The sequence below is a fragment of the Atlanticothrix silvestris CENA357 genome, from assembly GCF_016056295.1.
In the GTDB taxonomy this organism is placed as follows: domain Bacteria; phylum Cyanobacteriota; class Cyanobacteriia; order Cyanobacteriales; family Nostocaceae; genus Atlanticothrix; species Atlanticothrix silvestris.
In genome coordinates this window covers 25,515-41,312 of record NZ_JAECZB010000096.1, presented here as the reverse complement: position 1 = coordinate 41,312, position 15,798 = coordinate 25,515, and the positions used below count along the sequence as shown (strand labels likewise).

12 protein-coding genes are annotated in these 15,798 nt (G+C 41.3%); 2 read left to right on the top strand and 10 right to left on the bottom strand.

Annotation, left to right across the window (positions count from 1 at the left end; all coding sequences use genetic code 11):
* The first annotated feature begins 276 nt into the window (after nt 1-276).
* The gene (locus I8751_RS24800; protein WP_214441753.1) at nt 277-855 is read left to right on the top strand and encodes a DUF3611 family protein; all 579 of its coding nucleotides are present in this window, start codon (nt 277-279) and stop codon (nt 853-855) included.
* Between the two features lie 496 nt (nt 856-1,351).
* On the top strand, nt 1,352-2,632 hold the full coding sequence (serS, locus tag I8751_RS24795) for a serine--tRNA ligase (RefSeq protein WP_214441752.1): 1,281 nt from the start codon (nt 1,352-1,354) through the stop codon (nt 2,630-2,632).
* A 1-nt stretch (nt 2,633) separates the two neighbouring features.
* Here the strand turns inward: serS and I8751_RS24790 are convergent, their stop codons facing one another.
* From I8751_RS24790 to I8751_RS24745, 10 genes are all read right to left on the bottom strand, one after another.
* On the bottom strand, nt 2,634-3,881 hold the full coding sequence (locus I8751_RS24790; protein ID WP_214441751.1) for a hybrid sensor histidine kinase/response regulator: 1,248 nt from the start codon (nt 3,879-3,881) through the stop codon (nt 2,634-2,636).
* Nucleotides 3,882-3,946: 65 nt separating this feature from the next.
* Nucleotides 3,947-6,697, bottom strand: a complete 2,751-nt coding sequence (locus I8751_RS24785; RefSeq protein ID WP_214441750.1) for an ATP-binding protein — start codon at nt 6,695-6,697, stop codon at nt 3,947-3,949.
* Nucleotides 6,698-6,917: 220 nt separating this feature from the next.
* A complete protein-coding gene (locus I8751_RS24780; RefSeq protein ID WP_225894393.1) occupies nt 6,918-7,493 on the bottom strand; it encodes a nuclear transport factor 2 family protein in 576 nt (191 codons plus the stop codon).
* Nucleotides 7,494-8,101: 608 nt separating this feature from the next.
* Nucleotides 8,102-10,786 (bottom strand): DEAD/DEAH box helicase, encoded by a 2,685-nt coding sequence (locus tag I8751_RS24775; RefSeq protein WP_214441748.1) that lies wholly within the window; start codon nt 10,784-10,786, stop codon nt 8,102-8,104.
* A 110-nt stretch (nt 10,787-10,896) separates the two neighbouring features.
* The gene (gene proC / locus I8751_RS24770) at nt 10,897-11,709 is read right to left on the bottom strand and encodes a pyrroline-5-carboxylate reductase (RefSeq protein WP_214441747.1); all 813 of its coding nucleotides are present in this window, start codon (nt 11,707-11,709) and stop codon (nt 10,897-10,899) included.
* Nucleotides 11,710-11,852: 143 nt separating this feature from the next.
* Entirely contained in the window at nt 11,853-12,452 is a 600-nt protein-coding gene (locus I8751_RS24765) for a cell division protein SepF (RefSeq protein ID WP_214441746.1), read from the bottom strand.
* A gap of 365 nt (nt 12,453-12,817) precedes the next feature.
* Nucleotides 12,818-13,486: a YggS family pyridoxal phosphate-dependent enzyme gene (locus I8751_RS24760; RefSeq protein WP_214441745.1), complete on the bottom strand. Its 669-nt coding sequence runs from the start codon at nt 13,484-13,486 to the stop codon at nt 12,818-12,820.
* Nucleotides 13,483-13,761 (bottom strand): transcriptional coactivator PipX, encoded by a 279-nt coding sequence (gene pipX / locus I8751_RS24755; protein ID WP_214441744.1) that lies wholly within the window; start codon nt 13,759-13,761, stop codon nt 13,483-13,485. Before pipX ends, I8751_RS24760 begins: the two co-directional genes overlap by 4 nt.
* A 231-nt stretch (nt 13,762-13,992) precedes the next feature.
* Complete coding sequence (locus I8751_RS24750; RefSeq protein WP_214441743.1) at nt 13,993-14,184, bottom strand: hypothetical protein; 192 nt, start codon at nt 14,182-14,184, stop codon at nt 13,993-13,995.
* A gap of 192 nt (nt 14,185-14,376) precedes the next feature.
* Entirely contained in the window at nt 14,377-15,795 is a 1,419-nt protein-coding gene (locus I8751_RS24745) for an anthranilate synthase component I (RefSeq protein ID WP_214441742.1), read from the bottom strand.
* Nucleotides 15,796-15,798 lie beyond the last annotated feature (3 nt).

The window sequence follows — 15,798 nt, the reverse complement described above, 5'->3', positions numbered from 1 at the left end:
ATGCCGAGCTGGTTAGAACTGCTTAAGCATAAAATGCCATCGAAGAAATTTTACAGGTAAAATGCCTTTTTGTCTGCAAAAGTTAATAAACACTTTGTTTGATAGTGATTATCCCGGTGTAGAGCCTCAAAAATTAAGCCAAGTTCAGACTATTATGCGTATAAACACAAATAAAGCAAGCATTTAGTACTGATTGTCTAAACTTGAGATATTCATCTCGTATCTGGTAAGTGTGATAGTAAATTTAGCAAATGCCTAGCACATTGGTGATTCAGTATGTCGCAAACTCCGGACACTCCATCGTCTTCGTCTAATCTTAGGGCAATAGCCCAAACCTTTCGCCTAATAGGTTGGATTAGCTTCTGGATTCAGTTAGTACTAGGCGTAGTTTCTGGCATAATTGTGCTGCTGTTCGCCATATTTAGTCAAAGAGCTGGCAGCCCCAGTAATAATCCTGGAACTGGCTTTGGTGTCTTTTTAGCAGTTTGTGGATTAGTTATTTTGGGCGGAGGCATTTATTTAGCTTATCGTTACACCAGAATTGGCAATCGACTGCAATCTTCCAACCCCAGCAACCGTCCTCGTAAGAGTGAAACTGTGCAAGTATTACGCTTGGGACTGTGGGTGAATTTAGGAGGAACACTGGTGACGCTTTTGGGGGCACAGGCGATCGTTGGTACGCTGGTAGCAAGGTCTATATCTCCCCAAGCTATAACTACCCAATTTTTTGATCCCACCAGGATTATTAGCGGTTTAGACATGCTTGTAGTACAGGCAAATACCAACACTGTATCAGCGCACTTTGCTGGACTTATAGCGTCGCTTTGGCTACTCAATCGCGTCAACCGACCTTAAAAGCCAAAGTAGTGCAATTTTCTAGCACTGACAAAATTGGCAGGGCAGAATTTTGATCACAAGAAATAAAAATTTGTCTTTGTTCAAATCCACGCCAGTTCACTCAAGTCGGTGGCACTTCCTACCCTGCGGGTTCCGCTTTAGCGGTACAAGTCGGCATAGCCGACGACACTTGCTACAACGGGGAGCCACTGCGGTCTTGGGGTTTCCCCAAGTAGAGCAAGTGGCGTGGGAACCCCCTTTCAGGTTCGGGGGTTCGCAAGACGCTCCTTCGTCGCTAACGCTGCGCTAACGACGGGAACCGCCAAGACTGCGACCCCCTCACCGCAAGGCAGTGTCTCCCCAACGGAGTGCCTTGGGAACCCGCCCACATGACTGGCTCCCTAATTTTAGTTATGGGGATTTCCCTGTTGACTTTTAATTTGCTTTTCCTGTCACAGCAAGTCAAAATCAGTATATGCTGAAGTTTTGGCAGGCGAAAGACTGAGAAAAATCTGTGCTGGATATTAAGCAAATACGGGAAAATCCACAACTAATTCAAGAACGGTTGAACAGTCGTAGTGGTAAGTACGATATCGACCCGATATTACATTTAGATCGGCAACAACGGGAATTGGAAGTGACACGTAGTCAAATCCAAGCTCGTAGTAACGAAATCGGTAAAATTGTTGGGCAGAAGATTAAATCTGGCATTACTCCTCAAGATCCAGAAATTCAATCCTTGCGGGACGAAGGTAACTCCATTAAAGCTACGTTGAGTGAACTAGAACCCCAAGAGAAAAATCTCAAAACTGAAATTGAGCAATTAATACTAGCACTCCCCAACTTGCCCAGCGACTCTACACCTGTTGGTAAGAGTGAAGAAAATAACGTAGAAGTACGCCGCTGGGGTGATGAGTATATTGCCCAGAGTCCGGATATTCTCCCCCACTGGGAAATTGGCGAAAAGTTGGGTATTCTAAATGTTGAGCGAGCTGTGAAAGTTGCTCAAAGTCGCTTCATTACCCTTATAGGCGCTGGTGCAGCGTTGGAAAGGGCATTAATTCAATTTATGCTTGATCTTCAAACTCAAGCTGGGTATTTAGAAGTCAGTCCGCCACTTTTAGTTAATACTGCATCTTTGACAGCGACTGGTCAATTACCCAAATTTGCTGAAGAAAGCTTTAAATGCGCTGATGATGACTTGTGGCTAATTCCTACGGCGGAAGTTCCAGTTACTAACCTCTACCGTGGTGAAATTCTCACTGCTGAAGACTTGCCTATCTATCACTGTGCTTACACTCCTTGTTTTCGCCGCGAAGCTGGTAGTTATGGGCGCGACATGCGAGGATTAATTCGTCTGCATCAATTCAATAAGGTGGAACTGGTTAAATTTGTCCATCCCAGCACTTCCTTTGACGAATTGGAAAAGTTGGTGGGGAATGCAGAAGCGATTTTACAAGCACTGCAACTACCTTATCGAGTCATAAATTTATGTAGTGGAGATTTAGGATTTTCTTCCACTAAAACCTATGATTTGGAAGTCTGGTTGCCTTCTTCTGGCAAATATCGGGAAATTTCTAGCTGTTCCAATTTTATAGATTTCCAAGCACGACGGGCTGATATTCGTTTTAAAGAAGTAGGGAAGAAAGGCACTCAATTTGTGCATACTCTGAATGGTTCTGGTTTAGCAGTAGGACGCACAATGGCAGCAATTTTGGAGAATTATCAACAACCAGATGGAACTGTGAAGATACCAGAAATGTTACAGCCTTATTTAGGGCGCGAGGTATTGTAATTTAGTGTTCAATAGGCGTGTAATTGAGCGCTTGTTGAATAGGAATAGTAATTGCAAATTGAGCGCCTTCTCCTGGAGAGGAATTTACTTCTAAAGTTCCGCCATGTTTTTCTACAATAATTTCATAGGCGATCGCTAACCCTAAACCAGTTCCCTTACCAAGAGGTTTGGTAGTAAAAAACTGGTCAAACACTCTTTGTTGCACTTCTTCGGGCATTCCTACACCATTGTCAGCAATCTCAATCAATATAGACTTTTCATCATTCATAACTGCTGTGCGAATCCAAATTGTCGGAGATTGCTCATTAGTAGTTGTTTCGACCTGGTCGATTAATTCATCAATAGCATCAATAGCATTAGATAAGAGATTCATAAAAACTTGGTTGAGTTTTCCGGCATAGCACTCTACTAAAGGTAAATCACCGTACTCTTTCACCACGTTGATATTTGGTCGTAGCGACGTAGCTTTGATACGACTACCCAAAATTATCAAAGTACTGTCAATACCATCATGCAATTGCACTAACTGTAGTGCTGTTTCATCTAACCGCGAGAATAATCGCAGCGATCGCGCAATGTTTTCCACCCGTTCAGTTCCCATCGTCATTGAGGATAAAAGCTGCGGTAGGTCTTGCTTGAGAAATTCTAGTTCAATTTTAGTTGAGTAAGCTTGAATCTCAGGAATAGGATGAGGTGTATAAATTTCATATAAATGTAACAATTTCAACAAGTCTTCGATATATTTTTGAGCATGAATTAAGTTACCGGAAATGAAATTTACCGGATTATTGATTTCATGAGCAATTCCTGCAACTAATTGCCCTAAAGAAGACATCTTTTCTTCCTGCACTAATTTCAATTGAGTTCTACGCAATTCTAGGTGGACATTGATTCGGGCTAATACCTCTTCATGCTCAATAGGTTTAGTAATATAGTCTACTGCTCCTATTTGTAGTCCCTTTACCTTATCAACTGTTTCGGAAAGAGCCGTCATAAAAATTACTGGAATATCCTTAGTTTTGGGATTATGTTTGAGGCGACGGCATGTTTCAAACCCATCAATTCCTGGCATCATTACATCCAATAAAATTAAATTTGGTAAAGTTTCTTGCACTTTTTCTAAAGCACTTTTACCATTTTTAGCAACAGAAACTCTAAAGCCAGCTTGATTTAGTATTTCAAATAAAACTTTAATATTAGTTGGTATATCATCAACGATTAAAATTGAATTATTGGGGATATTTTTCATAACAAGCATTCTCAAGTATATTACTAGACTAAAATTTTTGTGATTTAATGTTAAAAAAATTATAATTACGATAATTTTGGTTTAATAAACTCAACAATAGCTTCATCTTCAAACTCCTCAAGTAGCTCTAAAATTTTATTAGTAAAGGGTGTGTACTCAGCATTTAACCTTTGAAGACGATTTGCTTCTTCTTGAATTTCCCAAACATAACCCGCTTTAGCCGCTTGATATAAATCAGTTAGCTCCGTCGATGGTGGAAATATTATTTCTTGAAAATCAACATCCAAAGTTGCAAAAGATTGATTTGACTGATAAATCCAAACTAATTGCAAGTAATTTTGTAATTTTTCAAGCAATTCATCAACTTGCACAGGTTTAGGCAAAAAATCATTACAACCTGCTTCTTGGCTTTGTTGGCGGTTAAAGGTAAATACACTAGCGGAAGAAGCAATGATTACTGTTTCTTTAAATTCTGGTTGAGAACGCAAAAGTTGTGTCATTCTAAAGCCATCCATTACAGGCATTGCCAAATCAGTAATAATTAAATTTGGTTGGCATGCTTTTGCTTTGTCTAAACCATCTTGACCATTAACAGCTTCGATCAATTTAAACCCTAATGGTTCCAGTAACTTGACAATAACAGCACGATTTTCCCCAAGGTCGTCAACAACTAAGATAGTTATTTCTTTACCTTCATATTTAATGATATTCAGAGAATTTTTATCTAATGGTGATACTTCTAGAGATATGTAATTTGTAACTGCTGGTAAATCTAAATCAAACCAAAATTTGCTACCTTGACCATAAATACTTTCAACTTGAATTTCACCACCCATCATTTCCACAATTTGGCGACTTATGGCTAGCCCTAAACCTGTGCCTTCAGTCTTGAAAGAAATTTCTCCAACCTGCTCAAAAGGCAGAAATATTTTCTCCAATTGCTCTGGAGTCATGCCAAATCCTGTATCTTCAACTTGAAATCTGATTGTAGTAATTGGTAATTGTTGGTTTGGGCTAATGTCTTCGGATGATCTTCTTTGATTAACTACTCCTACCGTAAATGTTACTGTCCCATAATCTGTAAATTTAATAGCATTCCCCACAAGATTAATCAATACTTGTCGTAGGCGTTTTTCATCAGCATAAATAAAATTTGGTATATGGTTATATATCTGATAATTAAAAGTAATTGCTTTTTGTTCCGCTTTCACGCGGCAAATATCACCAACTCCTATAAAAAAGTTTTTTAAATTAAAATTTTCTGGATAAAGTTCTAATTTTCTAGCTTCGATTTTTGAAAGATCTAAGATATCATTAATTAGTGTCAAAAGATGAGAGCCGCATTTATAAATAATACTGATAGCATTTTTTTGTTGAGAACTAGGATTTTGATCGCGTTGTAAAATTTGGGCGTAGCCAAGAATACCATTAAGGGGAGTGCGAAGTTCATGACTCATATTGGCAAGAAATTCGCTTTTTGCTTGATTGGCAGCATCGGCTGCTTCTTTTGCTGTTTTTAGTTCTATAGTTCGTTCTTCAACTCGCTTTTCTAAAGCTGTAAAAGATTCTCGTAATTGTCCTGCCATTTGATTAAAAGCTTGGGCAAGAATACTGAGTTCTCTAATACCAGAAACTTCTACTGTTTGGCCAAGATTACCAGATGCGATCGCACTACTAGCTTTGGTTAAGCGTAAAATAGGCTGAGAAATCCAACGAGATGTATATATTCCTAAAACTGTGGCTAACAGAAGTGCCCCTAGACAAAGCCAGATAGTAGTCTGGTTATTAGCATTGATTTGAGCCATAAAGTCGGTTTCAGGAACAATGACAATCACTAGCCAATCCAAGCCAAATTCATCATGCCAAGGCGTTACTTGTATAAATTGACGTTCGCCGTGAAGTTTTAATGCAACTTGTTGGCTACTCTTAATTTCTTGAAAGTTGCCAAATTTCTGCTGTAAATATTGTGCTGTACCTTGAATTAAAACATCTTTGCTATTTAATGCTGATAATCGTTGGGCTTTACCAGCAATCACCTTGTATGGCAATTCGTTAGTTGAAGAAGCTACTATTAGCCCAGAACGCTCTAAGATAAATACTTGACCTGAGCGACCAAGTTTCAAACTTGCTAAAAAATTACTAATTTGTGACAAGATCAAATCGACACTAATGACACCGGCCAGCTTGTTATTAATATCGTTGTAAATAGGATAGCTGGAAGATATGGAAAATATTTCTGGTTTATCTTCCCATTGATAAATTTGACTCCACACAGGTTTCCCTGCCTTGATTGCATCTGTATACCAAGCTTCCAAGCGAGGATCATAATTTTTAACTGTTGCTAACTCGTGGCGATTTCCTTGGTTGTCTGTAGTATAAACATAAAGTTTACCGATGCCTTTGGGTGTAGAAACTTCGTTAATCAAAAGGTTGCCATTATCTAAGCGTTCAACTCCAATAAATTCTCCTTGAGGATTGGCAAAGCTATTGTAGCCAATATTAAATACCCGCATTTGTTTCCAAAAGTAACGCCCAGTTTGCTGAAAATCTTGTAAATTCAGCATTCTTAGTTCTCTAGCATCTACATTGATTTGATTAATTTGATGAGGAATTGCTAGATAAGTATCAAGGTGCTGATCAACGAGTATGTTGACCTTATTCATCAGTTGTTGAGCAAGGCCGTTAACTGCCTTTTGCCCATTTAGAAAAGAGAGATAACCTACCAGTCCGACTGCGGCGAAGATTTGGATGACAAAGGGAACGATGAGAATAAGGCGCAAGGGCATCTTTTGGGAATTATTGGCACCATGCTTCATGATTTTAAGTTCTGGGCTGCTGAGAAAGTATTGTGGTGTAAATCTCTGGCATTATTTTGCCCATTCTCTTGTTATCAATATCATCCAGTATATTAACTTACTGTCTGCTATCGTAGAATTTGACTGCGATCGCTTTGTAGTCAAATTTTTTAGGGTGCGTTAGCGACAAACTAACGCACCCTATGAGAGTAGCTCTTTTTAAGCCCGTACTGCTGAGCAATTACTGCTGCATGTGTGGTAAACGTAGTTCTACTGGAGTAGTTCTGGCGGTTGGGGTAGTTGGGGAACTCAGGTTTAAGAAATCGATGAGTGTCAAGGTTCGATTACTAATTTTCCAGCGCCCATTTCTGTTGAGAATGACCTCATCTTCATAAGTACCATTAGCAACATCAATGCTGGTTTCGGAACGTTTGTGAGTTGCATGGAGATAAGAGGACATCTTTGCACGGTTAGCTTGAACTGAGATATTGATCGTACCTATTAGATGTTGAGTAGCCTGATATCCATTTCCTTGGAATACAGAATAAACAAAATCCGCCCAAGCATCTGTACCAATCCGTACTTCACTTGCACCATCAGGGAAAATAGCAGTGATACGTGCATCTTGAGTAAAACAATCCCGATAAATATTTTTCCCTTCTTGGAGGTTTCCTCTACCAATGGCATCAGTTCCAAGCGCATAACAGGTTGTTAGTTTTTGAATTTCTAATTCCGCGTTAGGTTGGGTTACGCTTGCTGGCTCAAAGTTAGGTTGAATAGCACTTGCTAACTCAAATCTACCTCCAAGCAACAACATAAGAATAGCTGTAAGTGAAATTAAGGTTACACGATGTAGTAGAAACGATATAACCTTTGAAATTACTCGTCTGTGTTCTCTTCTTTTTTCCATAAAAGGAGTCCTTGATTTTGATAATTTTACATCTTGCACCTCACCGTAAACTTAGATTACAGCCGAATTTTTAGTCTATGTTAATAGACTAAAAACATTGCATATTAAGCTAAAACTTACTTAATAGTTCAGCAAAAAAATTATTCCTTAGTGAATTTGAGCTTGGTGCAAGATTTCAGCATCAGATCATTTATAACAAGTAAAAAATTAATTTGTAACTGTTAATTTAACTAATATTATCTTGATGTATATAGCTTAAACAGTTAACAATTGCATGAATAATTCACCACCGGAAGAATACTTATAATCTAGATAAAGAATTTGGAAAGTGAATTTACTTTAACTATATATTTGTACTGCTTAATTTTAAAACAAGTGGCATGATGGGAAAACAACCAATGTCATTTGCAATATTATATATACACAAAAATTCCTCCATAGTTCAGTATGGAGGACGAGCTTAATGTTATTTTTTAGCAATTTTTAATCGCCAATTTAAATCATTTCTATTAATATCACTCTACAACCTCATTGACTGGGAATCGATCAATTAATTGCATAGCTCGATGGGCATTGCGCCGCAGAGGTTCTGGTAAGTTGGGAACGTGGGGAATCTGGGATAATAAATCCAAAGTCCGGCGTAAAATTCTCACTACATCACCTTCATCTAAGGTGGTATTATCACAGAGTTCTGTCCATTCTTTTCCTAGTGCCCATTGTTCCACAATGGCAATTAAGTTAAGAAACCGATGCTCTAAACCTACAGGCAGGGCTACACCATGTCGGTATTGGATCTTTAAAACCGAACGGCGGATTGGTTGTAATCTAGACCAAGCATTATCTGCTTCTGGGGAAAGTTCAAAGTTAACTTTAGTGTCCGGACGCGGGGTCTCTGTCACCAAAGCGGCGGCGACTGCTGCTAAATGGTGCGGGTCTATTTGGTCTAATTCACCACTGGCAAGTGCTAAACCCAGCCACAATTCATTTTCTCCTCGAATTGCAGCCGCAACTTCTCCTAATGGTGTGGGTACTAAGTTATCCAAACAGCCAAACTGTTGCAGAATTGTGATTAAGTTGAGAAATTCTTCCCAATGACGTTGCGACTGTTGCTCTACCTGAGTTTGCAATTCTTCAAGTTCTGCTTCAAGTTCAACATAGCGGGCCCGGCGTTTGTAAATTGTGCCTGCGTTGCCTGATTGATGTATGGGGTGATTCTCTAATTGTTCTTGGACAGCAGTTACCCGACTGAGTTGTTCTGCAACTTCTGGTGGCATGTACAGAGACTCTCCGGGATCGGGAATGCGTTGGGCGATCGCCAATGTTAATTCGTTGCCCCGGCGTGATTGCCCTGGTTGAAAGGACATTTCTGATGGTGGTAAGACTTCTGGTGGTACTTCAACTCGTGGTAATTCGGCATACAAATCAACTACATCTTCGGTTGTTGCCACATACCAACGGTTATCGCATCCCAAACACACTAAATAAGGAAGTTCCACAGAATCAGGCGTTTTACCGACTAACACTGCTGTTATGGGTGAAGGTACTGTGATGTGTTTACCCTTGAGACTTAACAGAGTTCCTGATACTGCAAAGCTCAACATCATTCCTAATTGTTCTTGTCGGTCTTGTTGTACTTGTTCTTGCAGAGTTTTTAACAACTGGCGTTCTACTTTCAAACGTTGGCGCAATTTCTCATAAACCGCTAATTCATTTTCATCAACAGCGTCAATTTGCTCTTGCAGTTGGGCTAATTGTGTTTGAATGTCGGCAATTTCATCATAATCTGGTCGTAGATGCAAGGTCGCCATGTACTGCCCAAAACTGCGTTCTATCAGTTCTCTGGTTTGATCTAGGGTGTGAGTTTGCAGTAAGTTCAGCACCATGCCGTAGCTGGGGGTAAACTGGCTGACCAAAGGATCTGGTTTAGATGTAGCTAAATATGCTGCTTCTTTCGATCCTTCAAAGGGAGTTTGTACTGTCACCACATGACCTTGTTTATCCATGCCTCGACGACCAGCCCGCCCTGCCATTTGCAGAAATTCGGAAGCGTTCAACAGGCGATGTCCGCTGTCGGTGCGCTTAGAAAGGGTGGAAATAACTGTTGTTCGGGCAGGCATATTAATACCTGCGGCTAGTGTTTCGGTAGCGAATACTACTTTAATCAGTCCTTGTTGAAACAGTTCTTCTACCAACACTTTCCAAGCAGGTAAAATTCCGGCGTGGTGGGCAGCAATTCCTCGGTAAAGGGGAGCAATTTGTCCAGAACGCCCAGCTTCGGGGTTGCGAGTTAAAAAATCATCAATTTGTCGTCGCAATATTTGCGACTCGTCATTATTTACCAGCCATAAATCGCCTACTTCAGCCACCGCTTTATCACATCCCCGGCGACTGAAGATAAAGTATATTGCTGGCAACATATCTCGTTGCTGTAGCTGGCTGAGGGTATAAATAATCCCAGGTGCTTCTGGTCTTCCACCTTTGCCCCTATCTCCTCCTTGTTTTCTTTTACCCCTATTTGCCAAGCGGGGGTTAATTTTGGTTTTGCTATCATTCAGCAGGGGAAATAAGCCTTTGGGATTGCAATAATGAAATTCCAAGGGTACTGGGCGAAAATCGGAGTAAATCAGGTCAGTTGGGCCATGAACCCGATTCAGCCAATCGGTGAGTTGATCGCTGTTGGCAACTGTGGCTGATAGGGCTGCTAGTTGAACTTCACGAGGACAATAGATGATTGATTCTTCCCAAACTGTCCCTCGTTGGCGATCGTTCATGTAGTGGCATTCATCTAGCACTACCGCTTCAACGTCTACTAATGAAATGCCGATTTGTCCAATGGGTGTGCCATAAAGCATGTTGCGGAAAATTTCCGTGGTCATCACCAAAATCGGTGCATCTCTGTTAATAGAAGCATCTCCAGTTAACAGTCCTACTTGGTCAAAGCCAAATTTCTCTCGGAAGTCACGTAATTTTTGATTCGACAACGCTTTGAGGGGAGTGGTATAAAATACACGTTTCCCTCGTGATAGGGCGCGATAAATGGCGTATTCCCCTACTAATGTTTTGCCCGAACCGGTGGGCGCACATACGACTACAGAACGATCAGCATTCAGGGACGCGATCGCATCTTTCTGGAATTGATCCAGATCAAAGGGAAATATCAACCCTAGGTCAAGTTCTGGAAACGGCGCGGGATAATTCACTCAATCACATTTGCAACCAGACTGTTTACTATATTAGCGGCTATTTTGTCAACTTCGTCGGATGTAAGTTGTCAGTTGTTAGTGGTCAGTTGTGAACGACTAACCACTAACTATTTCCCCAATTCTTGAGAGCGTTGTGCAGCCACTTTCACTGCTTCAATTAAAGCTGAGCGAAAACCTGAGCGTTCTAGCTGGGCAATGCCAGCAATGGTAGTACCGCCGGGACTGGTAACGCGGTCTTTAAGTTCTGCTGGGTGCATTTTGCTTTCTTGTAATAGTTTCGCTGTTCCCAGTACAGTTTGCAAGGCTAGTTGATTGGCAATGCCTCTGGGTAAACCTGCTGCTACTCCTCCGTCAGCCAGTGCTTCCGTCATCAAGGCTACGTAAGCAGGGCCACTACCAGATAATCCTGTAACTGCATCCATCAATGTTTCTGAAACTTCTACAACTTCTCCCACTGCCGAAAAAACTTGCTGTGCTATTTGCTGGTGTTTGGCGCTGGTGTATGCACCTAAACAGATAGCGGTAATTCCTGCCCCTACTGTTGCTGGTGTATTGGGCATGGCTCTAATCACAGGTAGTTGCGGAAACGCAGCTTCTAACTGATTTAAAGACACCCCTGCCAAAATAGAAATTACTAGGGGTGAGATTTCTATAGTGATGATATCTGCTAATTCTTGGGCGATCGCGCTGAATACTTGCGGCTTTACTGCCAAAAATACTACTTCGGTTGCTTCGGTAAACACCAAACCATTATCTGTAGTTACATTTACATCATATTTCTGCTGCAAAAAACCTTGGCGTGCCGATAAGGGTTCGCTAACTATAACTTCCGAAGGTTGATAAATTCCGCGCGCAATAAGGCGGGATAATAGCGCTTCTCCCATTACCCCGCCACCAATTAAACCAAATTTAATAGTCATTATTTAATAGTCAATAGTCATTAGTTAATAGTTAGGTATGGGCGAACTTAATCCATCAATATATGGTAAAACACTATATACAGTTAAACTCGCCCGCACAAGAATCAAAAACTTTTGACTCTAGACTATTGACAAATTTAACTTTACTGTGCCATCCGATTGGTTTCGTTGCCCCAGGCTGGAGTTGCGTTAGTTGCGGCAGGACGTGCGGGGCGGGCTGGCGGTTGTGGTACTTCATGAATAACTCCACCTTGAGTGCTAACTTGCACACAGCTAGGTGTAAACAAAAAGATGCTTTCTCCAATGCGCTCTTGATGTCCATCTAGTGCGTAAGTTCCACCTGCAACAAAATCTACTGCCCGTTGTGCTTGATCCGGGTCCATGATCGTCAAGTTTAATACTACTGACTTGCGCTCTCTTAAAGCTTGAATTGCCTGAGGCATTTCTTCAAATGTACGAGGTTCAAGCACTAATACTTCTGAAATTCCGTTAATTGCTCCTGGCATACCGATCACATTCCCCATTGTAGACTTTGATCCTGCTGCTACATCATCACCCATTGTAGTCATGGGTTCTCGCCAACGTCGATTTTGTGCGGTGGCTTCTGCTGGTGCTGGCTGGGGATTTTCTTGCTGATACAGGTTTTGGTAATTATCTGTATCTGCCTCTTCTTCGTAATATTCGTATTCCACCTGTTCGTTGAGACCTACAAAGTCTCGGAGTTTGGAAAATATATTGTTCATTGTCTCGCTCCTGGTAAAAATTACCCTTAATTTTATGTGGCTATGAATTAATGTAGCCAGCTTTGATCGCTACAAAAAATGGACAGCCTCATAATTTTATCGCCGCTTGTAGCCTCTATCACAGCTATAGGTGATGAACTGACGCTGTTGGCAACGCCTGTAGATTAACCTAGATACAATAATGAGTCAAGATTATATCTTAATGATTGTCCGAAATAAAACTGAGTCTAGCTCCTTTTTTGCTAGTAGTCACGTTTTCTAAAACTTATTTTTGTGTACTATCCCGCACCAGTATTTTTTAAATAGCCTCTGTATGCTATCCCTAGTGCTATTGATACTGAACCCAAGACAGAAGAACCCAGACGCTAAGTGCGATCGCCAAACAATATAGTTCCTAATCTTACCATCGTTGCTCCAGCTTGCACTGCCAGTTGATAGTCGCCTGACATCCCCATCGACAAATGCTCCATTTTAATGTCAGACCAATTTTGTTCTTGGATTTTTTTAGCTAACTGTTTGGTGCTATTAAATACACTAAGTACCTCCGCATCATTTAATCCTAGAGGCGGAATTGTCATCAAACCTTGAATTTGTAAAAATTTACACTGATTAAGTGCGGGTAAATCAGCTAATAGTTCTGGCACACTCCAACCCGACTTATTGGGATCGAGAAGAATCTTGACTTGCAAGCAAATCTGAGGATTAACTCCTAACTCTTGTGCTAATTGATTTAAGCGCTGTGCCAACTTCAAATTATCTACAGAATGAATCCAAGGAAATAGTTCAATCGCTTTCTTGGCTTTATTGCTTTGCAAATGTCCAATAAAGTGCCAGGTAATATCCGATAAGTCTTGTAATTCGGCTTGTTTCCTGGCAGCTTCTTGGATACGATTTTCGCCGAAATCACGGATTCCGGCGTTATATGCAGATCTAATGACCTCAGTCGGAACTTGCTTGCTGATAGCAATCAATCGTACTGAAGGTGGAAGTGAGGCGCGAATTGTGGTAATACGTTCGCTAATCGAACTGGTCATTGGAAGGTGCGTTGGAAAACACTCTGAAGCTGATCGTACTCCTGAGATTGACCATTGCGACGCAAAGTACGCAAGCGATTTTCCAATAACATCCTAGCCTCTGTACGCCCTATAGGCTGAAATTTAATACCTTTAACGTCATTTGCGACTAAAAAAAACAACCGTTGGGCATAAAGTGTAGTGAACAGATCTTGGTTCTCGTCAACCATGCAGATCCGATAAAGCAAACCCCAAGTTGGATGATTTATGTAAGTTTCTGAGTTTTCTGGATTCATTTAGTAGTCAAGGTAGGAGTATGTCTCTTTTCGCAGGTAAGTACAAACATCCAGACGATAATAACTCTCTTTCGTCAGAATATTTGGGCAGAGTTACGCTAAACTCAGCAATTTGTGTCGTTGAACAACGGTTATGAAAACTTTAATCTAGTTCCTCATGGGCGGACGAAGTTAACCATAGGGAAGCAGAACAGTACAACAGAGGCGATAGTTCTGGTATTGTCGAGCCTTTTAGATTAGTTGCGTAACTGAACCCGCAAAGAGATCGCAGTTTTGCCTTGACAAATCATACTCAGCTGAAATTGCTAAACCAGAAAAGTCTTGACCATTTTGCTTGATTTTCCCTGTGGCAATAGGATACACCCCTTTAAGCGCCCAAGGGCAAAAGCCAACCCACCCTGCTTTTAGCTGCCGCAGAAGCATCTAGATACTTCTGTTTGCTCTAGCTTCTTTCAATGTTGCCATAATTATTGCTTTGTGGCGCAAAATAGATAGGGAATTATAGTTGTCAGTTGTCAGTTGTCAGTGATCTTAAAACATCTCTACTACTGACTACCAACCACTGAAAATTGACAAAACCTATCCTCTTGTGGGTGGAGTTTTCTCTTGAGAGTTTTAGGAATTGAGCATTTTAAGGGCTGCTAGTTGTGCTTGGGCTTTGTGCAGAGATTCATACCATTCTCTTTCTGGATCGCTGTCTGCGACAATTCCTGCTCCCACTTGTCCCCAAACAACGTTGAGTGGGAAGTGAGTAGATGAGGAAGTTAGTAACAGGGTGCGAATTAAGATATTTAAGTCTAAGTTGCCTCGCCAATCTAAATAGCCACAGGAACCGTAAAATAAACTGCGTCGTATGGGTTCTAGTTCTTCGATGATTTCCATGCAGCGAACTTTGGGACACCCTGTGATTGTGCCACCGGGAAACAAGGCGCGAATCAAATCAATGGCAGTGCGATCGCATCTTAAAATACCTTGGATGTTGCTGACAAGGTGCATAACATGGCTATATCGCTCAATTGTCAGCAACTCATCGACATTTACTGTTCCATATTTGCAAACTCGCCCTAAATCGTTGCGTTCTAAATCTACCAGCATGATGTGTTCTGCACGTTCTTTCGTGTTGCTGAGTAATTCTTGTGCCAGTTGATTATCTTGTTCTGGGGTTGCACCACGCGATCGCGTCCCGGCGATGGGTCTGGTTTGCGCTTGCCGATTCTGTAATAGTACCAGACGTTCTGGTGAACAGCTCATGACTTCTCCCCAAGGGGTTTGCCAATAGCTGGCAAAGGGAGAAGGATTAATTTTTTGCAAAGCTTGATAAATTGACCAGCCAGAAGCCGATGTTGCGGCAGCAAATCTTAAAGAAAGATTTGCCTGAAATATTTCTCCAGCCTGGATATATTTTTTGGCACGGTTGACGGCTGATTCATAATCTGGTTGAGATGTCAAAAACTCAGGTGCAAAGGTGAGAGGATTAGAGGAATTTTCGTCATCTTTTCTTGCTAACCGAGCTTCTAAGCCATCGATATCACCAATTTCACTAGCTGCTAACCATAAAATTTGTTGGGCGTGATCCAAAATGGCAAAAGCATCTGGTTCGTACCAAAAGGCCACTGGAAATGGAAGATTATCAGATTTCCCATCAGGTAGCTGTTCAATTTCCCCAGCAATGTCATAGCCTAGCCATCCTAGCCACCCACCTGTGAAAGGGAGGTGGGGAGGTGGAGTAGGGGAGGCAGGGAGCAGGGAGCAGGGAGCAGGGGGAAAACTCATACTTTGCAGCAAGTTTTCCAGGAATGGGAGAACTGTTCCTAGTGTTGGTGTCCACATCTGCGGAATTTGATTTATTATCCGAGGAGCGCCTGCACAGATAGAATATCGACTTAATTGGGGTTGGTTGGTTGGCGTTGGGTAGGGACTTTCGAGAAGAGTAGCAATTCCAGATGCATTATGAGAGCGAAACAGAGCAGCAAAAACTTCAGAACCAGTACGATTTTCTAAAGGAAGCGATCGCCAATACCAAGGTTTGGTCATAAT

Excerpts from the sequence above, each read along its gene's own strand:
- I8751_RS24800 (WP_214441753.1), top strand. The coding sequence starts at position 277 with ATGTCGCAAACTCCGGACACTCCATCGTCTTCGTCTAATCTTAGGGCA.
- I8751_RS24790 (WP_214441751.1), bottom strand. The coding sequence starts at position 3,881 with ATGAAAAATATCCCCAATAATTCAATTTTAATCGTTGATGATATACCA.
- I8751_RS24785 (WP_214441750.1), bottom strand. The coding sequence starts at position 6,697 with ATGAAGCATGGTGCCAATAATTCCCAAAAGATGCCCTTGCGCCTTATT.
- I8751_RS24780 (WP_225894393.1), bottom strand. The coding sequence starts at position 7,493 with ATGTTGTTGCTTGGAGGTAGATTTGAGTTAGCAAGTGCTATTCAACCT.
- proC (WP_214441747.1), bottom strand. The coding sequence starts at position 11,709 with ATGACTATTAAATTTGGTTTAATTGGTGGCGGGGTAATGGGAGAAGCG.
- I8751_RS24765 (WP_214441746.1), bottom strand. The coding sequence starts at position 12,452 with ATGAACAATATATTTTCCAAACTCCGAGACTTTGTAGGTCTCAACGAA.
- I8751_RS24760 (WP_214441745.1), bottom strand. The coding sequence starts at position 13,486 with ATGACCAGTTCGATTAGCGAACGTATTACCACAATTCGCGCCTCACTT.
- pipX (WP_214441744.1), bottom strand. The coding sequence starts at position 13,761 with ATGAATCCAGAAAACTCAGAAACTTACATAAATCATCCAACTTGGGGT.
- I8751_RS24750 (WP_214441743.1), bottom strand. The coding sequence starts at position 14,184 with ATGCTTCTGCGGCAGCTAAAAGCAGGGTGGGTTGGCTTTTGCCCTTGG.
- I8751_RS24745 (WP_214441742.1), bottom strand. The coding sequence starts at position 15,795 with ATGACCAAACCTTGGTATTGGCGATCGCTTCCTTTAGAAAATCGTACT.